The 21,339-nt window shown below is 73.2% G+C and carries 18 protein-coding genes; 8 read left to right on the forward strand and 10 right to left on the reverse strand.

Translation table 11 applies throughout. The annotated features are described in order from the left end of the window. Position 1: 1 nt before the first annotated feature. On the reverse strand, positions 2-1,006 hold the full coding sequence (locus tag ACIP4P_RS21030; RefSeq protein ID WP_400920511.1) for an ABC transporter ATP-binding protein: 1,005 nt from the start codon (positions 1,004-1,006) through the stop codon (positions 2-4). Positions 1,007-1,111: 105 nt separating this feature from the next. On the opposite strand from ACIP4P_RS21030, the gene ACIP4P_RS21035 reads away from it, so the two are divergent. Next, positions 1,112-1,909, forward strand: a complete 798-nt coding sequence (locus tag ACIP4P_RS21035; protein WP_400920513.1) for an alpha/beta fold hydrolase — start codon at positions 1,112-1,114, stop codon at positions 1,907-1,909. After that, positions 1,906-2,217 carry a hypothetical protein gene (locus ACIP4P_RS21040; RefSeq protein WP_350512020.1) on the forward strand — a complete coding sequence of 104 codons (312 nt, stop codon included), beginning with the start codon at positions 1,906-1,908 and terminating at the stop codon, positions 2,215-2,217. Before ACIP4P_RS21035 ends, ACIP4P_RS21040 begins: the two co-directional genes overlap by 4 nt. Before the next feature lie 73 nt (positions 2,218-2,290). Here ACIP4P_RS21040 and ACIP4P_RS21045 read toward each other — a convergent pair whose 3' ends face one another. The 3 genes from ACIP4P_RS21045 to mce form a co-directional block, all read right to left on the reverse strand. Continuing rightward, positions 2,291-3,220: a cellulose-binding protein gene (locus ACIP4P_RS21045; RefSeq protein ID WP_350512021.1), complete on the reverse strand. Its 930-nt coding sequence runs from the start codon at positions 3,218-3,220 to the stop codon at positions 2,291-2,293. 117 nt (positions 3,221-3,337) lie between these two features. Next, complete coding sequence (locus ACIP4P_RS21050; RefSeq protein ID WP_400920516.1) at positions 3,338-8,164, reverse strand: hypothetical protein; 4,827 nt, start codon at positions 8,162-8,164, stop codon at positions 3,338-3,340. Positions 8,165-8,661: 497 nt separating this feature from the next. Then, positions 8,662-9,105 (reverse strand): methylmalonyl-CoA epimerase, encoded by a 444-nt coding sequence (mce, locus tag ACIP4P_RS21055; RefSeq protein ID WP_400920518.1) that lies wholly within the window; start codon positions 9,103-9,105, stop codon positions 8,662-8,664. A gap of 254 nt (positions 9,106-9,359) precedes the next feature. Here mce and ACIP4P_RS21060 point away from each other — a divergent pair, with 254 nt between their 5' ends. Together ACIP4P_RS21060 and meaB are read left to right on the forward strand one after the other, a co-directional pair. Beyond that, positions 9,360-10,553 (forward strand): acetyl-CoA C-acetyltransferase, encoded by a 1,194-nt coding sequence (locus tag ACIP4P_RS21060; protein WP_400920520.1) that lies wholly within the window; start codon positions 9,360-9,362, stop codon positions 10,551-10,553. 97 nt (positions 10,554-10,650) lie between these two features. Continuing rightward, positions 10,651-11,607 carry a methylmalonyl Co-A mutase-associated GTPase MeaB gene (gene meaB, locus ACIP4P_RS21065; protein WP_400920522.1) on the forward strand — a complete coding sequence of 319 codons (957 nt, stop codon included), beginning with the start codon at positions 10,651-10,653 and terminating at the stop codon, positions 11,605-11,607. Between the two features lie 66 nt (positions 11,608-11,673). On the opposite strand, the gene ACIP4P_RS21070 is transcribed toward meaB, so the two are convergent. The 5 genes from ACIP4P_RS21070 to ACIP4P_RS21090 form a co-directional block, all read right to left on the reverse strand. Further along, the gene (locus tag ACIP4P_RS21070) at positions 11,674-12,189 is read right to left on the reverse strand and encodes a MarR family winged helix-turn-helix transcriptional regulator (protein ID WP_400920524.1); all 516 of its coding nucleotides are present in this window, start codon (positions 12,187-12,189) and stop codon (positions 11,674-11,676) included. A gap of 40 nt (positions 12,190-12,229) precedes the next feature. After that, positions 12,230-13,021 carry an AIM24 family protein gene (locus ACIP4P_RS21075; RefSeq protein ID WP_400920697.1) on the reverse strand — a complete coding sequence of 264 codons (792 nt, stop codon included), beginning with the start codon at positions 13,019-13,021 and terminating at the stop codon, positions 12,230-12,232. A gap of 239 nt (positions 13,022-13,260) precedes the next feature. Beyond that, positions 13,261-13,911 carry an AIM24 family protein gene (locus tag ACIP4P_RS21080; protein ID WP_400920526.1) on the reverse strand — a complete coding sequence of 217 codons (651 nt, stop codon included), beginning with the start codon at positions 13,909-13,911 and terminating at the stop codon, positions 13,261-13,263. Beyond that, positions 13,911-14,549 (reverse strand): AIM24 family protein, encoded by a 639-nt coding sequence (locus ACIP4P_RS21085; protein ID WP_350512028.1) that lies wholly within the window; start codon positions 14,547-14,549, stop codon positions 13,911-13,913. Before ACIP4P_RS21085 ends, ACIP4P_RS21080 begins: the two co-directional genes overlap by 1 nt. Positions 14,550-14,629: 80 nt before the next feature. Continuing rightward, entirely contained in the window at positions 14,630-15,433 is an 804-nt protein-coding gene (locus ACIP4P_RS21090; RefSeq protein ID WP_400920529.1) for a DUF2127 domain-containing protein, read from the reverse strand. 241 nt (positions 15,434-15,674) lie between these two features. Between ACIP4P_RS21090 and ACIP4P_RS21095 the strand changes: the two genes are divergently transcribed. Then, on the forward strand, positions 15,675-15,992 hold the full coding sequence (locus ACIP4P_RS21095) for a DUF3817 domain-containing protein (RefSeq protein WP_350512072.1): 318 nt from the start codon (positions 15,675-15,677) through the stop codon (positions 15,990-15,992). 342 nt (positions 15,993-16,334) lie between these two features. On the opposite strand, the gene ACIP4P_RS21100 is transcribed toward ACIP4P_RS21095, so the two are convergent. Beyond that, the gene (locus ACIP4P_RS21100; RefSeq protein WP_350512030.1) at positions 16,335-17,966 is read right to left on the reverse strand and encodes a M4 family metallopeptidase; all 1,632 of its coding nucleotides are present in this window, start codon (positions 17,964-17,966) and stop codon (positions 16,335-16,337) included. A 497-nt stretch (positions 17,967-18,463) separates the two neighbouring features. Here ACIP4P_RS21100 and ACIP4P_RS21105 point away from each other — a divergent pair, with 497 nt between their 5' ends. From ACIP4P_RS21105 to ACIP4P_RS21115, 3 genes are all read left to right on the forward strand, one after another. Next, positions 18,464-19,000 carry a MarR family winged helix-turn-helix transcriptional regulator gene (locus tag ACIP4P_RS21105; RefSeq protein WP_400920531.1) on the forward strand — a complete coding sequence of 179 codons (537 nt, stop codon included), beginning with the start codon at positions 18,464-18,466 and terminating at the stop codon, positions 18,998-19,000. A 76-nt stretch (positions 19,001-19,076) separates the two neighbouring features. Continuing rightward, a complete protein-coding gene (locus ACIP4P_RS21110; protein ID WP_350512032.1) occupies positions 19,077-19,415 on the forward strand; it encodes a DUF3817 domain-containing protein in 339 nt (112 codons plus the stop codon). Positions 19,416-19,614: 199 nt separating this feature from the next. Then, positions 19,615-21,315, forward strand: a complete 1,701-nt coding sequence (locus ACIP4P_RS21115; RefSeq protein WP_400920534.1) for a methylmalonyl-CoA mutase — start codon at positions 19,615-19,617, stop codon at positions 21,313-21,315. The last annotated feature ends 24 nt before the right edge of the window (positions 21,316-21,339 follow it).

The following is a 21,339-nucleotide window of genomic DNA, read 5'->3' on the forward strand; positions in this document are numbered from 1 at the left end:
CTCAGTTCTCCTCCTGCCGCACCGCCGCGGCCGGCCGGGTGCCGTCCGCCTTCCAGCCCGCGCCCCACTCGCCGGGCGCGCCGGCCGCGTCCCGGCCCGGGCCGTCGCCCGCGTGGTACTCCACCGAGTCCGCGGTCATCTGCATGAACGCCTCCTCCAGCGAGGCCTGCTGCGGGCTGAGCTCGTGCAGCACCACGCCGTGCGAGGCGATCAGTTCGCCGAGCCGGGCGATGTCGCCGTCGACCACCTCGTAGGAGCCGTCCGGGCCCGGCTCGTGCCGCAGCCCGGCGCCGGCCAGGACGTCGAGCAGGCGCTCGGGCTGCGGGGTGCGCAGCCGTACGGCGGAGCGGGAGTTGCGCCGGATGAACTCCGGCATCGGCAGGTCGGCGAGCAGCCGGCCGCGGCCGATGACCACCAGGTGGTCGGCGGTGACGGCCATCTCGCTCATCAGGTGGGAGGAGACGAAGACCGTCCGGCCCTCGCCGGCCAGCCGCTTCATCAGGTTGCGGATCCAGAGGATGCCCTCCGGGTCCAGGCCGTTGACCGGTTCGTCGAACATGACGATCTCCGGGTCGCCGAGCAGCGCGGAGGCGATGCCCAGGCGCTGGCCCATGCCGAGCGAGAAGCCGCGGGCCCGCTTGCGGGCGACCGGGGTGAGGCCGACCAGGGCGAGCACCTCGTCCACCCGTCTGACCGGGATCCGGTTGCTCTGGGCGAGCCAGAGCAGGTGGTCGCGGGCGGTGCGGCCGGGGTGGACGGCCTTGGCCTCCAGCAGGGCGCCGATGTACTTGAGCGGCTCGCTGAGCTGCCCGTAGCGCCTGCCGTCGATGGTGACCCGGCCGCTGGTCGGGCGGTCCAGGTCGAGGATCATGCGCATGGTGGTGGACTTGCCCGCGCCGTTGGGGCCGAGGAAGCCGGTGACCACCCCCTGGGGGACCGAGAAGCTGAGCCGGTCCACCGCGAGCGTCTTGCCGTAACGTTTCGTCAGGTCGTGCAACTCGATCATTCGCGCTCCCTTACTCTCTGTCAGGCTAGGACAAAGCGGATGTCGTGGCCCGTCGAGTGGGTCCGGTGAGTGGGCCCATCGGTCCCACCGGAATACGGTGGGCGCATGAGCGAGCTCCCTTCTGCGGTTTCCGTCCGCGAGAGCGGCACCGGAACACCCCTCGTGCTGCTGCACGCCTTCCCCCTGAACTCCTCGATGTGGTCCGCCCAGCTGGACGCGCTGCCCGGACTCACCGGGGACGAGGTCCGGGTGCTCGCCCCCGACCAGCGGGGGTTCGGCGGCACCGAGCTGGGCCACGACGAGCCCTCGCTGGACCTGGTCGCCGACGACCTGGCGCTGCTGCTGGACGCGGCCGGGATCGACCGGGCGGTGCTCGGCGGGCTCTCCATGGGCGGCTACGTCGCGCTCGCCTTCGCCCGCCGCCACCCGGACCGGCTGGCCGGTCTGCTGCTGGCCAACACCCGCGCCACCGCCGACACCGACGCCGTCCGGGCCGACCGGGAGCGGATCGCCGCCGCCGTCACCGCCCGGGACGGTGTCGGGCTGCTGCTGGACGAGCGGGTGGCGGCCAAGCAGCTCGGGCCCGACTCGCAGCACCTGGTGGACCGGGTGCAGACGATGGTCGCCGCCGCGCCGCCGGCCGCCGTCGCCTGGACCCAGCGGGCCATGGCGGCCCGTCCGGACTCCCTGGAGGTGCTGGCCGGGATCCGGGTGCCGGTCGCGCTCCTCGCGGGCGCCCAGGACGCCCTGGTGCCGCCGGAGGAGGCCGAACGGATGCTGGCGGCCCACCCGGACGCCGAACTGACCGTCGTCCCCGGAGTGGGCCACCTGAGCGCCCTGGAGTCCCCGGGGGCGTTCGACACCGCCGTCCGCCGGCTGCTCGCCCGGGTGGCCGCCGGATGAGCCCGGACGCGGCGGGCTGGGACTACTCCGCCCTGGAGGTCACCGGCCGGATGCCGGTGACCAATCGCGGCGAGGGGCTGGTGGAGCTGACCCTGGAACCGCTCGGCGAGGACTACTGGATGCGCCCGGGGGAGACCTTCATCGTCACCTCGTACGGCGACTACGGGTCCGGACACCCCTTCGAGGTGCAGTACTGGCCGGACTCGGTCTCGGTCTGGTGCACCTCCTGGTTCGGCACCGTCTCCGACGACGAGGGCAACCAGCTCAGCAGCGGGCACCAACGGCCCGACGGGGCGTACCCGAGGTAGTGACACCCGCAAACGCGGCAGGTCCTCACCCCGAAGGGTGAGGACCTGCTCGGTGCCGGGCCGGACGGCCGGGTCAGCGCGACTGCTGGGCGGGCACGCCCATGGTGTCGTCGGTCGGCAGCGAGGCGGCGGCCACGGCCGCGCCGGTCAGCGTCGCCAGCATCTCGCGGACGTTGGTCAGCTGGGCGTTGATGCTGTCGCGACGGTTGGTCAGCGCCGCCAGCTCGCGCTCGGACTCGCTGCGGATGCGGTCCGCCTTGGCGTTGGCGTCCGCCACGATGTCCTCGGACTGGCGCTGGGCCGTCTCGACGGTCTGGCGGGCCCGGCGCTCGGCGTCGGTGCGCAGCTTCTCGGCCTCCAGGCGCAGCTGCTCGGCCCGGTGCTCGATCTCGGCGAGGCGCTTCTCGGCCTTGGCCTGGCGGGCGGCCAGGTCGCGCTCGGACTGCTCGCGGCGCTTGGCCAGGTTGGTCTCGAACTCCAGCGCGGCCTGGGCGGCCTTGGTGCGGGTCTCCTCGAAGAGGGCGTCCGCCTCCTCGCGCTTGTTCTGGGCGTCCTTGTTGGCCTCGGCGCGCAGCTGGGCGGAGTCGCTCTTCGCCTTGTCGACGATCCGCAGACCCTCGTCCTCCGCCTTGGCCTTGCGGTCCTTGGCGTAGTTCTCGGCCTCGGTGCGGACCTGCTGGGCGGCGGCCTCGGCCAGCTCGCGGTGCTGCTCGGAGGCGCGGTGCGCCTCGTCGCGCAGGTCCTTCGCCTCCTCCTCGGCGAGCCGCAGGATCTTCTCGACCCGGGCGCCGAGACCGGCGTAGGAGGGCTCCTGCTCGGCGACCGCCGCCTGGGCGGTCTGGGTCTCCAGGTGGAGCTCCTCGATGCGCTTCTCCAGCGCACTGATCCGGGTCAATGCACTGTCACGGTCGGCCACCAGCTTGGTGATCCGCTCGTCGACCTGGGCGCGCTCGTACCCACGGCGCACCAGGTCGAAGCCGTGAGGGGAGTGACTGTCGCTCATGGGACTCTGGGCTTCCTGTCGTCAAACCGCTGAGGTGGTTGAGGGAATCCTGACACGGTACCGGAGTGTCGACGGCGAAATGCCGTTCTCTCACGGACAATGACCGTCAATGTCCGCTCAATCGGGTGGTGCGTTCTTGGAACGATTGCCACCCGACCGGGGGGAGCCAACTCCGGCACCGGCCTTGGCACCCCCGTCCTTCTTCGTGCTGCTTCCCCCGTTGGCCTGGGCGACCGGTGACGGTGCCTCGAACGCCTCCAGCGCCGAGAGCACGTCCTGGACCCTGGAGATCTCGGTGTTGATGTCCTTGCGGCGGCGCACCAGCTCGTCCAGCTCCCGCCGGCCCTCGCCGGTGACCCGCTCGGCCTCCGCCTTCGCCTCGGCGATCAGCCGCTCGGCCTCCGCCTTCGCCAGTTCGATCTGCTCGTCCGCGGTGCGGTCGGCGTCGCGCAGCCGCTTCTCCGCCTCGGCCGCCGCGCCGTCGAGCCGCTCCTCGGCCTCCGCCTCGGCCGACCGCAGCTTGGCCTCGGACTTCTCGATCAGCGCCTCGGCCCGCTCGGTGGAGTTGGCGAGCTTGGTCTCCGCCTCCTTGAGCAGGCCCTCGGCCTTGCGGACGGCCGACAGCCGGACCTTGCTGGCCTCCGCGGAGGCCTCCGAGGTGAGCTCGCCGGCCCGCTCCTCGGCCGCCGCGACCAGCGCCGCGGCGCGGTCCTCGGCCTCGGCGACGGCGGCCACCGCCTGCTCCTCGGCCTCGGTCAGCTGCTCCTGGGCGGCCGTCACCAGCGCGTCCACCCGCTCGCCGGCCGACTTCATGGCCGCCGCGTTCTCCTTGCGGGCCCGCTCGTGCAGCGCCTCCACCTCGGCGTCGGTGCGCTCGCGCAGCTCCTCGGCCCGCTCGCGGATCGCGGTGGCGTCCCGGCGGGCCTCGGCGAGCAGCGCGTCGGCGTCGGAGCGGCCCTTCTCGACCTCGGCCTGACCGGCCGCCTCGCCCGCCGCGACCAGTCGGTCGGCCTCCTTGCGGGCGGCCGCGACCATCGCGTCCGCCTGCTCCTCGGCGGCGGCGGTGGTGGCCAGCGCGGTGGTCTGGGCGTCCTCGCCGAGCGACTCGGCGTCCGCGAAGGCCTTCTCCAGGACGGACTTGGCCTGGTCCCGGGTGGCCTTGTCGAACTGCTCGGCGGCCTCCCGGGTCTCGGCGTCGTAGGCGTCCGCGCGGGAGCGGCTGGCGCTGTCGTAGTCGTCGGCCAGGGTGCGGGTGGCGAGCGCGTACTCCTCGGCCTCGGCGCGCAGCCCGGCGGCCAGCTCCTCGGCGTCCGCGATGGTGCGCAGGCCCTGGGCCTCGGCGTCGGCGACCGTACGGGCGGCGTGCGCCTCGGTGTCGGCGCGCAGCTGCTCGGCGGCCCCCTGGGCGGCGCGCAGCTCGGCCTCGGCCTCGGCGCGCAGGTGCTCGTCGTAGGCCTGGGCCTCGGCGCGCTGCCGGCCGAGCTCGGCCTCGGCGGCCTCGCGCTCGGCGGTGAGCTCCAGCTCGGTCCGCTCGCGCAGGGCCGTGGTCTCGGCGTCGACCCGGGCGCGCTGCTCGGCGGTCTCCCGGTCGGCCAGCTCGTGCACCTCGGCGGCGTACCGGTCGGCGGACTCGCGCTGCTCGGTGGTCTCCCGCTCGGCCAGCTCGCGCTGCTCGGCGGTCTCCCGGTCGGCGAGGGCACGGGTCTCGGCGGCGTCCCGCTCGGCCAGGTCGCGGGTGTCCGCGGCCTCCTGCTCGGCGGTGGCCCGCAGTGCGGCGATCTGCTCGGCGGCGGCCTCGTGCAGGCCGGCCACCGACTGGCGGACCTCGGCGGCCTCCTCCTCGGCGGCGGCGACCAGCTCGGCGCCCTCGGCCCGGGCGGCGGCGACCGCATCCTCGCCGTCGGCGCGCGCCTGCTCCAGCTCGGCGGCGGCCTCGGCGCGGATCCCGTCGGCGGTGGCGCGGGCCTCGGACAGCTCCCGGCCGGCCTCGGCCCGGACGGTCTCGGCCTGCTCGTTGGCCAGCGCCAGTTCGGCGGCGGCCTTCTCCCGGGTGGCCTTGGCGTCCTGGGCGGCCTCGGCCCGGCGCTGGCCGGCGGCCTCGGTGGCCTGCTCCAGCAGCTCGTCGGCCTCGGCCCGGCGCTCGACGGCGTACTGCTCGGTCTCGGCGCGCAGCTCGGCGGTGGCCTGCTCGGTCTCGGCGCGCAGGTCGACGGCGTACTGCTCCGTCTCGGCGCGCAGCTCGGCGGCGTCCTGCTCGGCCCCGGCGCGCAGCTCGCCCGTCTCGCGCTCGGCGAGCTCGCGCAGTTCGGCGGCGTACCGGTCGGTGCTGTCGCGCAGCTCGGTGGTCTCGGCGGCGGTGCGCTCGGCGAGGTCCACCGCGGTCTGCTCGGCCTCGGTGCGGACCCGGTCGGCGTAGGCCTCGGCGGCCTCGCGGACGGCGGCCGTCTCGGCGGCGGTGCGCCGGGTCAGCTCGTCCGCGGCCTGCTCGGCGTCGGTGCGCAGGGCGGCCGTCTCGGCGTCGGTGCGCTCGGTGAGGGCGACGGCGGCCTGCTCGGCCTCGGTGCGGACGCGCTCGGCGTAGGCCTCGGCGTCGGTGCGCAGCGCGGTGGTCTCGGCGTCGGTGCGCTCGGTCAGCTCGGCGGCGGCCAGTTCGGCCTGCTCACGGGCGGTCCGGGCGGCGGCCAGCTGCTCGGCGGTCTCCTCGCGCTCGCGCAGCAGCCCGTTGGCGGCCTCCTCGCGTTCGCGCCGGCTCTCCTCGCGCAGCGCCTCGGCGGCGGCCTCGGCCTCGCCCCTGGTCCGGGCGGCCTCGGCGTCGGCCTCGGCGCGCACCCGCTCGGCGTCGCCGACCGCGGCGTCCCGGACGGCCTTCGCCCCGGCCTGGGCGTCGGCGGTCAGGGCCTCCGCGGCGGTGCTCGCCTCGGCGCGCACCCGCTGGTCGAACTCGGTTGCGTCGCGCCGGAGTTCGGCGGTCTCGCGCTCGGCCGCGGTGCGGTTCTCGGCGGCCGCGGCCTTGGCGGCGGCCAGCGCGTCCTGGCCCTGCTGCTCGGCGGTGGCGGTGATCTTCCCGGCCTCGGCGCGGGCCCGGGCCAGGGTCTGCTCGGCCCGGCCCTGGGTCTCGGCGGCCTGTTCCTGGGCCTGCTCGCGCAGCCGCTCGATCTCCTCGGCGGCACCCGCGCGCAGGTCGTCCGCGTCGGCCTTGGCCCTGGTCAGCAGCTCCTCGGCGTTCTTCGCCGACTCCTCGATCTGCAGCACGGCCTGGCGGCGGGCCTCGCTGCGGGCCCGGTCGGCCTCGGCGGCGGCCTGGGCGCGCAGCTCCTCGGCCTCGGCGCGCAGCCGGGCCGCCTCGTCCTGCATCTGCTCGATCCGCTCGCGGATCGCGGCGGCGTCGTCCAGCGCGGCGTTCTGGGCCTGCTCGACGGCGGCCTGGGCCTGCTCGCGCAGCCGCTGGGCCTCGGCGTGCGCCTCGGTGCGGATCCGCTCGGCCTCGGCGGAGGCCTCGCCGCGGGCGGCCTCGGCGTCCTGGTTGGCCCGGCCGAGCACCTCCTCGGCGGTCTTGGCGGCCTTGGCGAGGTGGACGGTGGCGTCCTTGGCGCCGGCCGCCCGGCCCTCCTCCTCGGCCTCGCCGCGCAGCCGCTGGGCGTCGGCCTCGGCCTGGGCGCGCAGCTCGGCGACGTCCCGGTCGGCCTGGGCGCGCAGGTCGGCGATCGCGGCCTCGGCCTCGGCCTTCAGCTGGGCGGCGACCGACTCGGCGGTGGCCCGCAGCCGCTCGCTCTCCTCGGCGGCGGCGGCCTTGGCGGCGTCCGCCTCGGCCTGCCGGGTGGCGGCCTCGGTCCGGATCGCCTCGGCCTCCGCGCGGATGGCCTCGGACTCCTTGGTGGCGTTGGCGACCAGTCGGGCGATCTCGGCCCGGGCGGTCTGCGAGCGCTGCTCGGTGGCGGCGTCGCCGTCGGCGACCCGGCGCTCGGCGGCGGCCTCGGCGTCGGCCTGGAGCCGCTCGGCGGCCTGCTCGGCCTGGACCCGCAGCTCGGTGGCCTCCTGGCGGGTGCGCTCGGCCTCGGCGATCGCCGCGTCGCGCAGCCGCTCTATCTCGGCCTTCGCGGCGCCGAGCTGCTGCTCGGCGCGGGCCTGCTCGGCGGCGGCCTGCTCCGTGAGCCGGCCGATCTCGGCCTGCGCGGCGGCCAGCTGCTGTTCGGCGGCGGCGTGGGCGGCGGCCAGCTCCTGCTGGGCCTGGCCGCGGGCGGCGTCCACGTCGGCGGCGGCCTGGGCACCGGCCTGCTGGGCGTGCTCGGAGGCGGCGCGCAGCAGGCGCTCGGCGTCGTTCTGGGCCTTCTGCAGGGCGGCCTCGGCGGCGGCGTGGGCCTCGCCGCGGGCGGCGTCCACGTCGGCGGCGGTCTGGGCGCGGGCCTGGTCGGCCAGGGCGGTGGCCTCGGCGCGGGCCGCGGCGACCATCCGCTCGGACTCGGCGCGGGCGTCCTGGAGGAGGCGCTGGGCCTCCTGCTCGGAGCCGCTGCGGGTCTGCTCGGCCCAGCCGTTGACGTGCTGCTCGGCGGAGCGGCGCAGCTCGGTGAGCTCGTCCTCCAGCTGGCGGCGGCGGGCGGCGAGCTCGGCCTCCAGCCGGGCGGTGCGCTCGGCGGCCTCGGCCATGATCCGCTGGGTCGCGGCCTGGGAGTCGCGCAGCTGGCGCTCGGCGTCGGCGCGCATCTGCTGGGCCTGCATCTCCGCGGTGCGGAGCATCTGCTCGGCCTGGCCGGAGACGGCGTCGAAGGCGCGCGGCTGGGCGAGCATGCGCCGGGACTCGTGCAGCTTGGCCCGGAGCACCTCCACCTGGTAGGCGAGGTCCTCGGCATGCTCGACTGCCTTGTCCCGCTCCTTCCGAGTCCGACCCATCTCGGCCTCGAACTGGGAGAGGTGATCGTCAACCTCGTAGCGGTCGTTGCCCCGCACTCCGCGGTCCCATCCATCTCCTGGTCGCGTCTTCGACCCGGCCTGTCCCGGGCTCCCGTGTCCGGGGCACCGGTCCGACTGGTCCTTGCATCCGCGGCCACCGGACGACCCCTGCCAAAGCCGGGGGCGTCCGCCGCGGTCGTCGGAGTCCTGGCCGCGGGAGCGCGGCGGTGCCGCGTTCCCCCGTCCGGGTGGACTCCTGGGCGAACTCTTGCCTGTGGAGAATGGTGACAGATCCGTCTTGCGACTGTTCAGCCGTGCCCGCGTACTGGACTCCCCTGCGACGGGCCGACCACCGGAGGGCGGACAGGCCAGTCATCGGCCGTGCCCGTCGCCTCCGTCCCCCGGAGTCTTCGCGCACCTGGGCATTGTAGTGGGAGCGCACCGCGGGGGAATGGCCGCGTGGTGGTTTTCCGGCTGCCGGACCACGTTACTGACGGGTCGCTAGGGCCGGATCGCGGTGTGCCGCCCGGGGACGGGCGCAACCGGGGGCGGTTTCAGTGCTCCTCGTGGCCGCCCGGCAGCGCGGAGGTGACCAGCTCGGTCAGCACGCCGCCGCAGTCCTTGGGGTGCAGGAAGGTGATCCGCGAGCCCATCGAGCCGATCCGCGGCTGGTCGTACAGGACCCGGACGCCCTTGTCGCGGATGGCCTCGGAGTCGCCGTCCACGTCGGCGGTGCCGAAGGCGATGTGGTGCACGCCCTCGCCGTTCTTCTCCAGCCACTTGGCGACGGTGGAGTCCGGCCGGGTGGGCTCCAGCAGCTGGAGGTACGAGGCGCCGCCGTCGTCCGTCCCGTTGATCCGGAGCATGGCCTCGCGGACGCCCTGCTCCTCGTTGACCTCGCTGTGGAACACCTCGAAGCCGTAGGTGGCGCGGTAGAACTCGACCGTCTTGTCGAGGTCTCGGCAGGCGATGCCGATGTGGTCGATGCGGGTCAGCACGGCGGCCTCCAGGGCGGTGGACGGAAAGTGGCACCCAGTGCAGCGCATCGCTCGGAGCCGGCGCCAGTGCCGGACGTGCGAGCCTGCTCACACACCAGCTTTCACCCGGACGTTCACCCGGACCGCGTTGACACGGTGTTGACTGGACGGTGCCAGTGCGCTCGATCACACCGTCGCTCCGGTGACGGGCGGAAAACGGGTCAGTACCCTGAGCGCAACCTCACCTGGCCACGACGTGCGAAGGGGCCCGTCCCATGACCAACACCACCTCTGTGATCGTTGCCGGTGCGCGGACCCCGATGGGTCGCCTGCTCGGCTCGCTCAAGGGTTTCTCCGGTGCCGACCTCGGCGGCTTCGCGATCAAGGGCGCGCTGGAGCGGGCCGGGATCACGGGTGAGCAGGTCCAGTACGTGATCATGGGCCAGGTGCTGCAGGCCGGCGCCGGCCAGATCCCGGCCCGCCAGGCGGCCGTCAAGGCCGGCATCCCGATGAACGTCCCGGCGCTGACCATCAACAAGGTCTGCCTCTCCGGCCTGGACGCCATCGCGCTCGCCGACCAGCTGATCCGGGCCGGCGAGTTCGACATCGTGGTGGCCGGCGGCCAGGAGTCGATGACCAACGCCCCGCACCTGCTGCCGAAGTCCCGCGAGGGCTACAAGTACGGCGCGGTCGAGGTGCTGGACGCGATGGCGTACGACGGCCTGACCGACGCCTACGAGAACATCCCGATGGGCGAGTCCACCGAGAAGCACAACACCCGGCTGGGCATCCCGCGCGAGGTGCAGGACGAGATCGCCGCCGCCTCCCACCAGCGGGCCGCCAAGGCGCAGGCCGACGGTGTCTTCGAGGCCGAGATCGTCCCGGTGGCCATCCCGCAGCGCAAGGGCGAGCCGGTCCTCTTCGGCCAGGACGAGGGCATCCGCGCCGACACCACCGTCGAGGGCCTGGGCCGGCTGCGCCCGGCCTTCACCAAGGACGGCACCATCACGGCCGGCACCTCCTCGCAGATCTCCGACGGCGCCGCCGCGGTGGTCGTGATGAGCAAGGCCAAGGCCGAGGAGCTGGGCCTGACCTGGATCGCCGAGATCGGCGCCCACGGCAACGTGGCCGGCCCGGACAACTCGCTGCAGTCGCAGCCGTCCAACGCGATCAAGCACGCGCTGGGCAAGGAGGGCCTGGAGGTCTCCGACCTCGACCTGATCGAGATCAACGAGGCCTTCGCGGCCGTCGCGTACCAGTCGATGAAGGACCTCGGCGTCTCCTCCGACATCGTCAACGTCAACGGTGGCGCGATCGCGCTCGGCCACCCGATCGGGATGTCCGGCGCCCGCGTGGTGCTGACCCTGGCGCTGGAGCTGCAGCGCCGCGGCGGCGGCGTCGGCGCGGCCGCGCTGTGCGGCGGCGGTGGCCAGGGCGACGCGCTGATTGTCCGCGTGCCGAAGGCCTGATCTGCTCTCTGAACCCCTCGGGGCTGCGGACCGCCACCAGTGGTCCGCAGCCCCTTCGGCATCCGCCGTCCGCCGACATCCGTGCAAGGAGATCCCGATGATCGATGTCGCCGCGTTGGTCGAGCAGGCCCGGGAGGGCCGGCCGCGGGCGGTCGCCCGGCTGATCACGCTGGTCGAGAACGCCGCCCCGCAGCTCCGGGAGGCGATGGCCGCGCTCGCGCCGTACACCGGCCAGGCGTACACGGTGGGCCTGACCGGCTCGCCCGGGGTCGGCAAGTCGACCTCCACCTCGGCGCTGGTCTCGGCCTACCGGCGGCTCGGCAAGCGGGTCGGGGTGCTCGCCGTCGACCCCTCCTCGCCGTTCTCCGGCGGGGCGCTGCTCGGCGACCGGGTCCGGATGCAGGACCACGCGACCGACCCCGAGGTGTTCATCCGCTCGATGGCCACCCGCGGACACCTGGGCGGACTGTCCTGGGCGGCCCCGCAGGCGCTGCGGGTGCTGGACGCGGCCGGCTGCGAGGTCATCCTGGTCGAGACGGTCGGGGTGGGGCAGTCCGAGGTCGAGGTCGCCGCCCAGGCCGACACCGCGGTGGTGCTGCTGGCCCCCGGGATGGGCGACGGCATCCAGGCCGCCAAGGCGGGCATCCTGGAGATCGGCGACGTCTTCGTGGTCAACAAGGCCGACCGGGACGGCGCCGACGCCACCGCCCGGGAGCTCAACCACATGCTCGGCCTCGGCGAGGCCCGCGGGGCGGGGGACTGGCGCCCGCCGATCGTCAAGACCGTCGCGGCGCGCGGCGAGGGCGTGGACGAGGTGGTCGAGGCGCTGGAGAAGCACCGCGCCTGGCTGGAGGAGCACGGCGAGCTGGTGGCGCGCCGCCGCCGCCGGGCCGCCCAGGAGATCGAGGCGATCGCCCTGGCCGAACTGCGCGCCCGGATCGGCGACCTCTCCGGGGACCGCCACCTGGCCGGCCTCGCCGAGCGGGTCGTCTCCGGCGAACTGGACCCGTACGGGGCGGCCGACCAGCTGGTGGCCGGTCTGACCACGGGCTGAGCCGATCCGACCGCGGACTGAGCCGACCTGCCGCCCGTTCCGCGGAACGGGCGGCCCGCGCAGTGTCTAGGAGCGGCCGCGGAGGCCGCGGAGGTGGTCGGCGACCGGGGCGAGGGCCTCGTAGATGGCGTCGAGCTGCTCCGGGGTGAACCGGTCGATGAAGTGGGCCCGGACGCTGCGCACGTGGTCGGGGGCGACCCGCTGCATGGTCTCCCAGCCCTGCTCGGTGAGGTGGGCGTAGAGGCCGCGGCGGTCGTTGGGGCACTCCTGGCGGAGCACCAGGCCGGCGTTCTCCATCCGGGTGATCTGGTGGGAGAGCCGGCTCTTCGACTGCAGGGTGGCCGTCGCGAGGTCGGTCATCCGCATCCGGTGGTCCGGGGCCTCGGAGAGCACGACCAGGATCTCGTAGTCGTTGATCGCCAGGTTGTGCGGCTGGAGTTCACGGCTGAGCTGGTACTCCAGCAGCTTGGCGACCTCCAGATGGGCGCGCCACATCCGCTGCTCCCTGGCGGTCAGCCAGGGGGTGTCCCCCTCGGGCTGCGGGTCAGGGGTGTCCGCCGCGTCGATCGTGTGCGTATCCATGGCGCCCAGCATAGCCGATTTAGTTCAATCTTGTACAAGTTTACAGGCCGAAACGCCGACCGATTTCGCCCAGGTTACCGACGCCGGGCCGGCCCGGGTCGTGGTCGGACTGGGACGGCACCCCGCCGGCCGGCACGCCCGCCTCGGCGTCCACCCGGCCGACCGAGCGCTCGGCCATCAGCAGCTCGCTGGACTGCACCAGCACCTGCCCGGCGCCGATGAACTCGAACTGGTGCTCCTCGCCGGACGCCCCGCCGATGCCGGTCAGCCGCCGCAGGCCGCCGACCACCCCGTGCAGGTAGTCGTGGTCGTAGTGGTGGCACGGCGCCGGGCAGTCCGCCCAGCCGACCAGCGCCTGCGGGTCCACCCGGACCGGCGGCTCCACGAAGTGCACCGGCCCGTTCGAGGCGGCGACGAAGCGGCCGGTGCCGATCAGGGTCAGGAAGCCCGGGATGATCGACTGCTTGAGCCGCAGCGTCGGGTCGAAGGCGAGCAGGTTGCCGGAGCGGACGGTCAGGTTGCCGTCGTCCAGGTCGTAGGAGTTGAGGTCGAAGGCGCGGTCGGCCAGCAGCAGCTTGCCGCGGCCCTGGGCGACCACCCAGTCCGCCGCGTGCAGCGGCGAGTTGAAGTGCTGGCCGAGCACCCGGTCGACCATGCCCGCGCCGACGCCGCGGAAGGTGATGTCGCCGTAGTAGGCGACCATCTTGCCCTTCTGCAGGAAGTAGGAGCCGTTCAGCTCGACAGAGAAGGCGTACGGGTTGACGTTGTCGCCGGCCGGCAGGGTGTACGCGTCGTGCACCACCGGGCCGACGCTGCCGTGGGCCGTCGGCAGCGGGGCCTGGGTGCCGCCGAACTGCTCCTGGGCGTACGGCTGTTGAGGCGGCTGGGGGTACTCGGACTGCGGGGCGTACCCGGACTGCGGGGCGTACCCGGGCGGCGGCGGGGGAGGGGGCGGCGGGTAGTCCGAGGAGCGGCCGCGGTGCGGCGGCACCGGCGGCACCGTGAAGCCCGGCTGGGTCGGCTGGTCGTGCGGCGAGTGCCCCCCGTACGGCGGCTGCGGCGGGTGGGACATCAGAGCTTCTCCTCGCTCGCCTGGACGTACGCCGTGCCCTGGCCGGACAGCTCCAGCTGGAACGCCTCGCCCGAGCCGCGGCCGATCATCTCGCGCCAACCGATCGCGGTGGACAGCTTGTTGCGCACCTCGCCGCGGTGCGCCACGTACGCCTGCGGGTCGACGTGCACCGGCTGTCCGGGGACGATCGGCAGCTCGAAGACGCCGCCGTGGGCCAGCACCCCGACCGAGCCGTGCCCCTCCAGCCGGGTGGTGAACAGGCCCTGCCCGCTGACCTGGCCGCGGACCATGCCCATCACCCCGCCCTGCGAGCCGAGGAACACGGCGGACTGCCGCAGCGTGCCCTCGAAGGCGAGCAGCCGGTCCGCCTCGACGAACAGGGTGTCGCCGGTCAGGTCGATCACGTGGACGTGGTGGCCGCCGTGGCCGAACATCACCCGGCCCTGGCCCTCGACGGTCATCAGCGGGGTGTCCTCGTTCGCGACCCGTCGGCCGATCATCGACATCACCCCGCCCTGCCCGCCGGTGATGCTCGGGGTGAACCGGACCTCGCCGGTGTACCCGATCATCGCCCCGCGCTGGCTGAACAGCCGCTGCCCGGGCTCCACCCGGGCCTCGACCAGCTTTCCGTTGATCCGGGTGAAGGCCATCAGACGTCGCCCCCGACGGTGCTCTTCTCGGAGGGCTGGACGTACACCAGACCCTCGCCGGTGAACTCGACCTGGACGGCCTCGCCGCCGCCCTCGCCGATCACCGTGGTCCAGCCCGCGCCCGACCGGACGCTGCGGTGCAGATCGCCGGTGTGCGCGATGTACGCGCCCGGGTCGACCCGCAGCGGCATGTCCTTGCCGACCCGCAGGATCACGGCGGGGCCGTGGGAGGTCACGGCGGCCCAGCCGTGGCCCTCCACCTTGGTGGTGAAGAAGCCGTTGCCCGAGGAGACGCCGTTCAGCCCGGTGAAGCTGGTGCCGGTGTGCAGTCCGGCCTCGGTGCACAGCAGGTTGTCCGCCTCGACGTAGAGGGTCTCCCCGTCGAGGCGGACCAGGTTGATCTCGGTGGCCTTGTCGGCGAAGTAGCAGGTGCCCTGCCCCTTCACCTCCATGACGGTCATCCGCTCGCCGGTCAGTCTGCGGGCGACCATGCCCCGCAGTCCGTCCCCGCCGCCGGTCAGCTTCTTGAAGGTCATCTGGCCGGTGTAGGCGACCATCGAGCCGTGCCGGGCCTTGACGGCGTCCCCGCCCAACTCGACGGCGAGCACCCGCGATCCCTGGAGTCTGAACTGTGCCACGGCCGCAATCTAGCCGCCGCGGGGGCGGCCGGGCGAGAGGGCGGGGACGAACCGTGACGGGCCCGGGACAATGGTTCGGGTCAGGAGCGTGCGTGCGCCCCGTGGGTCCGGTCGGGGTGGGGGACGGTGCCGGCCGCCTCCTCGACCTCCAGCAGCGAGGCCGAGTGGCGCTCCGCCTCGAAGGCGGCCGCGCCGCCGCGCAGGCCGAACAGCCGCTTGGAGAGCATGATCCAGAGCACCGCGGCGATGTTCAGGGCCAGCGTGCAGATCTTCACCGCGCTGACGTGCTCGTGCAGTTCGTAGCCCTCCAGCGGGAGGAAGGCGGCGGTGGCGACCACGGTCAGGTACTCGGCCCAGCGCTTGCCCAGCCAGAGACCGACCGCCTCGACGATCTCGATCAGCGCGTAGGCGATCATCGCGCCGGCGACGATCAGCAGGGTCTTCTTCTGGTAGCCGAAGGTCTTGCGGATGGTCTCGACGACCGGCGCGTGGTCGAGGTCCCAGTGGAAGTGGTCGGTGACCGGCTTGAAGATCGTGAGGTCCTGCTCGAAGATCCGCTGGACGGCTTCCTGGCTGTTGGAGAACTTCCAGACGCCCCAGGCCATCAGGATGATGATCACTCCGCGCAGCACCCGCTCGACGGCCAGGAAGCGCAGGATGAAGAGGTCCCGCAGCGCCTTGCCGCGCGGCACCAGCGGGGCGTCCGCCGCCGGGCCGGAGCCGTGCGGGGCGCCGAGCGCGAAGTCGCCGCAGCGCAGGCAGCGCCAGGCGTCGCCGACGGCGGTGGCGGCGTGCAGCCGACCGGCCAGTTCGGGCTCGGTCGGCCGGTAGGTGACGTGGCCGCGCTTGGCGCAGGTCCTGCGGTCCCAGTCGCGCTTGAACATGTGGTGGCTACCCCCCGTGTGCGATGCCGACGACGCCCGGTTCGCAGGGCGCGCGGGCAGCAGGATAGGGGGTGCGGGCGACGCGCCGCCCCGTCCGGCCGCCTTCTGGCGCGGGGCTGTGACATCCGGCACGGTGGCCACCCCCGGCCGATGATCCGGAGATGTGCTCGGTGATAATGGCCGGAAGGCTTGTGAGTCGCTTCACAAGCGTGCCCGCGCCTCCGACCCCCGTATTGAGGTAATCGACGTGAACAGCAGCGCCGTCCACCGCCTGCGCCTGATCTCGGCCCCCGAGGGGATCTCCTTCATCCTGCTGCTGATCTGCTCGGTGCTGAAGCGGACCACCTCCTTCGACGCGGTGCCGGTGATGGGCATGGTCCACGGGATCCTGTTCATCCTCTACGTGGTCTTCTGGATCCAGGCCTGGCAGGCGCAGAAGTGGGACGCCAAGCGCGGCGTCCTGCTGTTCGTGCTCTCGGTGCTGCCGTTCGGCGGCTTCGTCGCGGAGCGGATGCTCGGGCGCGAGGAGCGCGGGGAGCTGCAGCCCGCCACCGCCTGATCCCGTCCCGCCGGCTCGACCCCGCCCGTACGGGCGGTCGACAGGCTGCCACGGCCTCCTCTCCCAAAGGGCCGCGGCAGCCTGTCGCCGTTTCTTACCGGGGATGGTCCGGGGCGACCGGCAAGGCCTCGTCATAAGCATGACAATCCGGGCCGGGAAAGGACAGTGCGGCCGCGGTGAATGGCCGGGAGTCGCTGCCGACGGGCGTGGACGGCCGGCGGGGGCGGACGGACGGCGGGGGCGGCCTGGTCGGGTCGAGCGACGTCACGGCGGGCATGGACGGACGCCCGGGGCCTGCCCTCCAACGAGGCCCCGGGCGTCCAGCTCACCTACCGCCGTACGTCACTTGACGTTGACGGCGGTCCAGGTCGCGGCGACGGCGTTGTACTCGGCGCTGCTCGCGCCGTACAGGTCCGCCGCGGCCTTCAGGCTGCCGGTGCGGGCCGCCGCGTAGTTGGTGGTGGAGGTGAAGTAGGTGGTCAGCGCGCGGTACCAGATCGCCGCGGCCTTGTCCCGGCCGATGCCGGCGAGGCTGGAGCCGTTGTACGTCGGGCTGTTGTAGCTGACGCCGTTGATCGTCTTGGCGCCGCTGCCCTCGGCGAGCAGGTAGAAGAAGTGGTTGGCCACGCCGGACGAGTAGTGGACGTCCAGGCCGCCGACCGAGGAGGACCAGTAGTCGGCCGAGCGGCCGTCCTTGGAGGGCTGGTCCATGTAGCGCAGCGGCTTGCCGTCGCCGTTGATGTTGATCTGCTCGCCGATCAGGTAGTCCGGCTTGTCGGCGGCCAGGTTGGCGTACCACTCGACCATGGTGCCGAAGATGTCCGAGGTGGCCTCGTTGAGGCCGCCGGACTCACCGGAGTAGTTGAGGCCCGCGGTGGCGGAGGTGACGCCGTGGGTCATCTCGTGGCCGGCCACGTCCAGCGCGGTGAGCGGGTGGGTGTTGCTCGCGCCGTCGCCGTACGTCATGCAGAAGCAGGTGTCGCTCCAGAACGCGTTGACGTAGTTGGTGCCGTAGTGGACCCGGCTGACCGCGCCGACGCCGTCGTTGCGGATGCCGTTGCGGCCGAAGGTGTTCTTGTAGAAGTCCCAGGTGGCGGCGGCGCCGTACTGGGCGTCCACGGCGGCGGACTCCTGGTTGGAGACCAGGCCGTTGCCGAAGCTGTTGGTGGTGTTGGCGACCAGGGTGCCGCTGCCGGAGGTCTTGTTCTTCAGGGTGAAGGTCGCCTGGCCGCCGCGGCCGGCGTCCTTGAGCTGGTACGAGCTGCCGCTCTGGGTGGTGGTCAGCGGGACGGTGCCGACGAAGACGCCCTTGCCGCTGCCGGAGGCGGTCTGCACCTGCTCGTGGGTGGAGAGCACCTGGCCGGTGGCCGCGTCGGTGACCAGCAGCTGGCTGCTCGGGGTGCCGTCGGCGCGCAGGCCCTCGACGGTGGTGCGGTAGGCCAGCCGCGGGCTGCCGTCGGCGGCCCAGACGACCAGCTCGGCCTTGCCCGCCTGGTGCACCTCGGTCAGCGGCGCCTCGTCCTCGTCGACGGTGATGCCGACGGTGGACTGCACGGCGCCGGTGGCCTGGGCGGCGGCCTTGTCCGCGGGGATCTGCGGGGTGAGGCTCGGCAGGGCGAGCTGCGCGCCGATCGCCTTGTCGACGGCGGTGGTGGTGCCGTCCGCCTTCTGGTGCACGACCAGGTCGCCGCCGAGGACGGGGAGCCCGGCGAGGGTGCGCTCGTAGCGGAGGTGACGGGTGCCGTCGGTGTCCACCACGACGTCCTTGGCGACCAGTTGCTCCTGGCCGCCGAGGGACAGGGCGTGGGCGACCTGGCCGGCCCGGCCGTTCGCCTGGGCGAGCAGGTCGGCGTGCTGCTGGGCGCCGCTGCGGGGCTGCGGGGCGGCACCGGCTTGCGCGGCACCGGCCTGGACGACACCGGTGAGGAGCGCGGTGGCGGAGAGTACGGCGACTGCGGCGAGCTTTCGCTTCACGGACGAGTCCTTCCGGGAAACCGCGTGTGGGCGCGGTCGCGCCGCGTCCCGGGGGCCGGGATCGGCACCTTCGGGGCGGGACGGGCGCTGACGTGCGGGAACCCCGGGTGTTCGGGCGGCCGCCACCGGTTGGGTGGGGGTGGTGGCGGTCGAACGGGGTTGGCGGAAAGCATGACAATCGAGCAAATCAAATGACAGGTCTTCTTCATGAATTGGCCAAGTCCCGCCAAGGACGGGGATTGTGAACGGAAGGACAAAGCGGGTCTTTTGCCCGGACTTTCAGCGGGTTCCGGTCCGAACCGGGGCCTGTTACTGCGGCGTTCGCCCGTTCGACCGTCAACCCCGGTGCGCCGGGCGGCCGTTGTCGTGCGTTCACACCGACGCAATGTCCAGGTATGGACCTGGCCGTCCGATTGGCGGGATCCCGCCACGCGTCGCGCTTGTCCACCATCAGGACGGCTGGTAGCACACGTCCCGTCCGCCGGTACGGTAAGGAGGTGGCCAAGCCCCTCGCACTCGACTTCGACCCGATCGCCCGCGCCGACGAACTGTGGGCCCGCCGTTGGGGCACCGTGCCCTCGATGGCGGCGATCACCTCGATCATGCGCGCCCACCAGATCCTGCTCTCCCGGGTCGACGCGGTGCTCAAGCCGTACGGTCTGACCTTCGCCCGGTACGAGGCGCTGGTGCTGCTCACCTTCAGCCGGACCGGCGAGCTCTCGCTCTCCAAGGTCGGCGAGCGCCTGATGGTCCACCCGACCAGCGTCACCAACACCGTCGACCGGCTGGAGCGGGCCGGGCTGGTCGCCCGCCGCCCCAACCCGCTGGACGGCCGCGGGGTGCTCGCCGCGATCACCGGGCGCGGCCGCGAGGTGGTCGAGGAGGCCACCCGGGAGCTGATGGCGATGGAGTTCGGGCTGGAGGAGTACGGCCCCGACCAGTGCCGCCAGGTGTTCGACCTGCTCAAGCCGCTGCGGGTGGCGGCGGGCGACTTCACCGATCCGGGTGAGGGGGCTGCTCGGGAGCGGCCGTGAGGGCGGCTACCCTCGTGGGAGCGGTGCGCGGATCCGGGCGTACCGGCCGAGAATGCCGAGCGAGGCGAGGAAGATCATGAAGGCGACCCCCCTGCTGGGCTGGTACCGCGGCCTGGCCATTGCGACCGGTACGGCCCTGCTGGTGTTCTGCGGCTTCATGGTCGCCAAGTACGGCTTCAGCACCGCCGAGGACCTGACCACCTACGTCGCGATGCTGCACGGCTACCTGTACATCGGGTACTTCGTGGTGACCTTCCTGCTCGGGCAGAAGCTGAAGTGGCCGCTCGGCCGGCTGGTGCTGACCCTGGCGGCGGGCTGCATCCCGTTCCTCTCCTTCGTCTTCGAGCGCAAGGTGGCCCGCGAGGCCGCCGAGCGGCTCCCGGCAGGCGACGCCCGCCAGCCGGCCGGCGTCTGAGCCGAGCCGCACCGGCCCCGCGAGGGCGCCCCTCCCCGACCGGGGGAGGGGCGCCCTCGGCGTTTCCGGGGCCCAGCGCCGTGGTTCTTCGGGGCGGGTCTCCGTCGACAACTACTAGGACGTCCGAGTAAATTAGTAGGACGTCCTAATAGCTGTGCCGCCCGGTGCCGTGGCGGCCGTACGGAGCGGAGTTCGGCCCATGGACGCCGAGGACATCGAGCGCGGACGGCAGCGCTGGCAGCAGCGGTACGACAAGGCCCGCAAGCGCGACGCGGACTTCACCACCCTCTCCGGCGACGGCGTCGAGCCGGTCTACGGCCCGGCCCCCGGGCAGCCGGTCGAGGGCTTCGAGCGGATCGGCTGGCCGGGCGAGTACCCGTTCACCCGCGGCCTGCACGCCACCGGCTACCGCGGCCGCACCTGGACCATCCGCCAGTTCGCGGGCTTCGGCAACGCCCGGCAGACCAACGAGCGCTACCGGATGATCCTTGACGCGGGCGGCGGCGGCCTCTCGGTCGCCTTCGACATGCCGACCCTGATGGGCTACGACTCCGACGACCCCAAGTCGCTCGGCGAGGTCGGCCACTGCGGCGTCGCCATCGACTCGGCCGCCGACATGGAGGTGCTGTTCGCCGGCATCCCGCTCGGCGAGGTCACCACCTCGATGACGATCAGCGGCCCGGCCGTCCCGATCTTCTGCATGTACCTGGTCGCCGCCGAGCGCCAGGGCGTGGACCCGGCGGTGCTCAACGGCACCCTGCAGACGGACATCTTCAAGGAGTACATCGCCCAGAAGGAGTGGCTCTTCGCCCCCGAGCCGCACCTGCGCCTGATCGGCGACCTGATGGAGCACTGCGCCCGGGGCATCCCGGCGTACAAGCCGCTGTCCGTCTCCGGCTACCACATCCGGGAGGCCGGGGCGACGGCCGCGCAGGAACTGGCGTACACCCTCGCGGACGGCTTCGCCTACGTCGAGCTGGGCCTGTCCCGCGGCCTGGACGTGGACGTCTTCGCGCCCGGCCTGTCCTTCTTCTTCGACGCCCACCTGGACTTCTTCGAGGAGATCGCCAAGTTCCGCGCCGCGCGCCGGATCTGGGCCCGCTGGATGCGCGACCGCTTCGGCGCCAAGACCGACAAGGCGCAGTGGCTGCGCTTCCACACCCAGACCGCAGGCGTCTCGCTCACCGCCCAGCAGCCGTACAACAACGTGGTCCGCACCGCGGTCGAGGCGCTCTCCGCGGTGCTCGGCGGCACCAACTCGCTGCACACCAACGCGCTGGACGAGACCCTGGCGCTGCCCTCCGAGCAGGCCGCCGAGATCGCCCTGCGCACCCAGCAGGTGCTGATGGAGGAGACCGGCGTCACCAACGTGGCCGACCCGCTGGGCGGTTCCTGGTACGTCGAGGCGCTGACCGACCGGATCGAGCAGCAGGCCGAGGCGATCTTCCAACGCATCCTGGACAAGGGCGGCCAGGACAAGGGCCGGGAGGACCACGCGATCGGCCCGATCACCGCCGGCATCCTGCGCGGGATCGAGGACGGCTGGTTCACCGGCGAGATCGCCGAGGCGGCCTTCCAGTACCAGCAGTCGGTGGAGAAGGGCGACAAGCGCGTGGTCGGCGTCAACTGCCACCCGCGCAGTGTCACCCCCGAGCTGGAGATCCTGCGGGTCAGCCACGAGGTCGAGCGCGAGCAGGTGCGGGTGCTGGGCGAGCGCAAGGCGGCCCGGGACGACGCGGCGGTGCGGGCCGGGCTGGACGCGATGCTGGCGGCGGCCCGCTCGGGCGAGTCGATGATCCCGCCGATGCTGGACGCGGTGCGGGCCGAGGCCACGCTGGGCGAGATCTGCAACGCGCTGCGGCAGGAGTGGGGGACGTACCGGGAGAACGCGACGTTCTGAGCCTTCCTCGCCCGAGTGCGTGGG

The sequence above is a fragment of the Kitasatospora sp. NPDC089509 genome (assembly GCF_044749365.1).
Lineage (GTDB): Bacteria > Actinomycetota > Actinomycetes > Streptomycetales > Streptomycetaceae > Kitasatospora.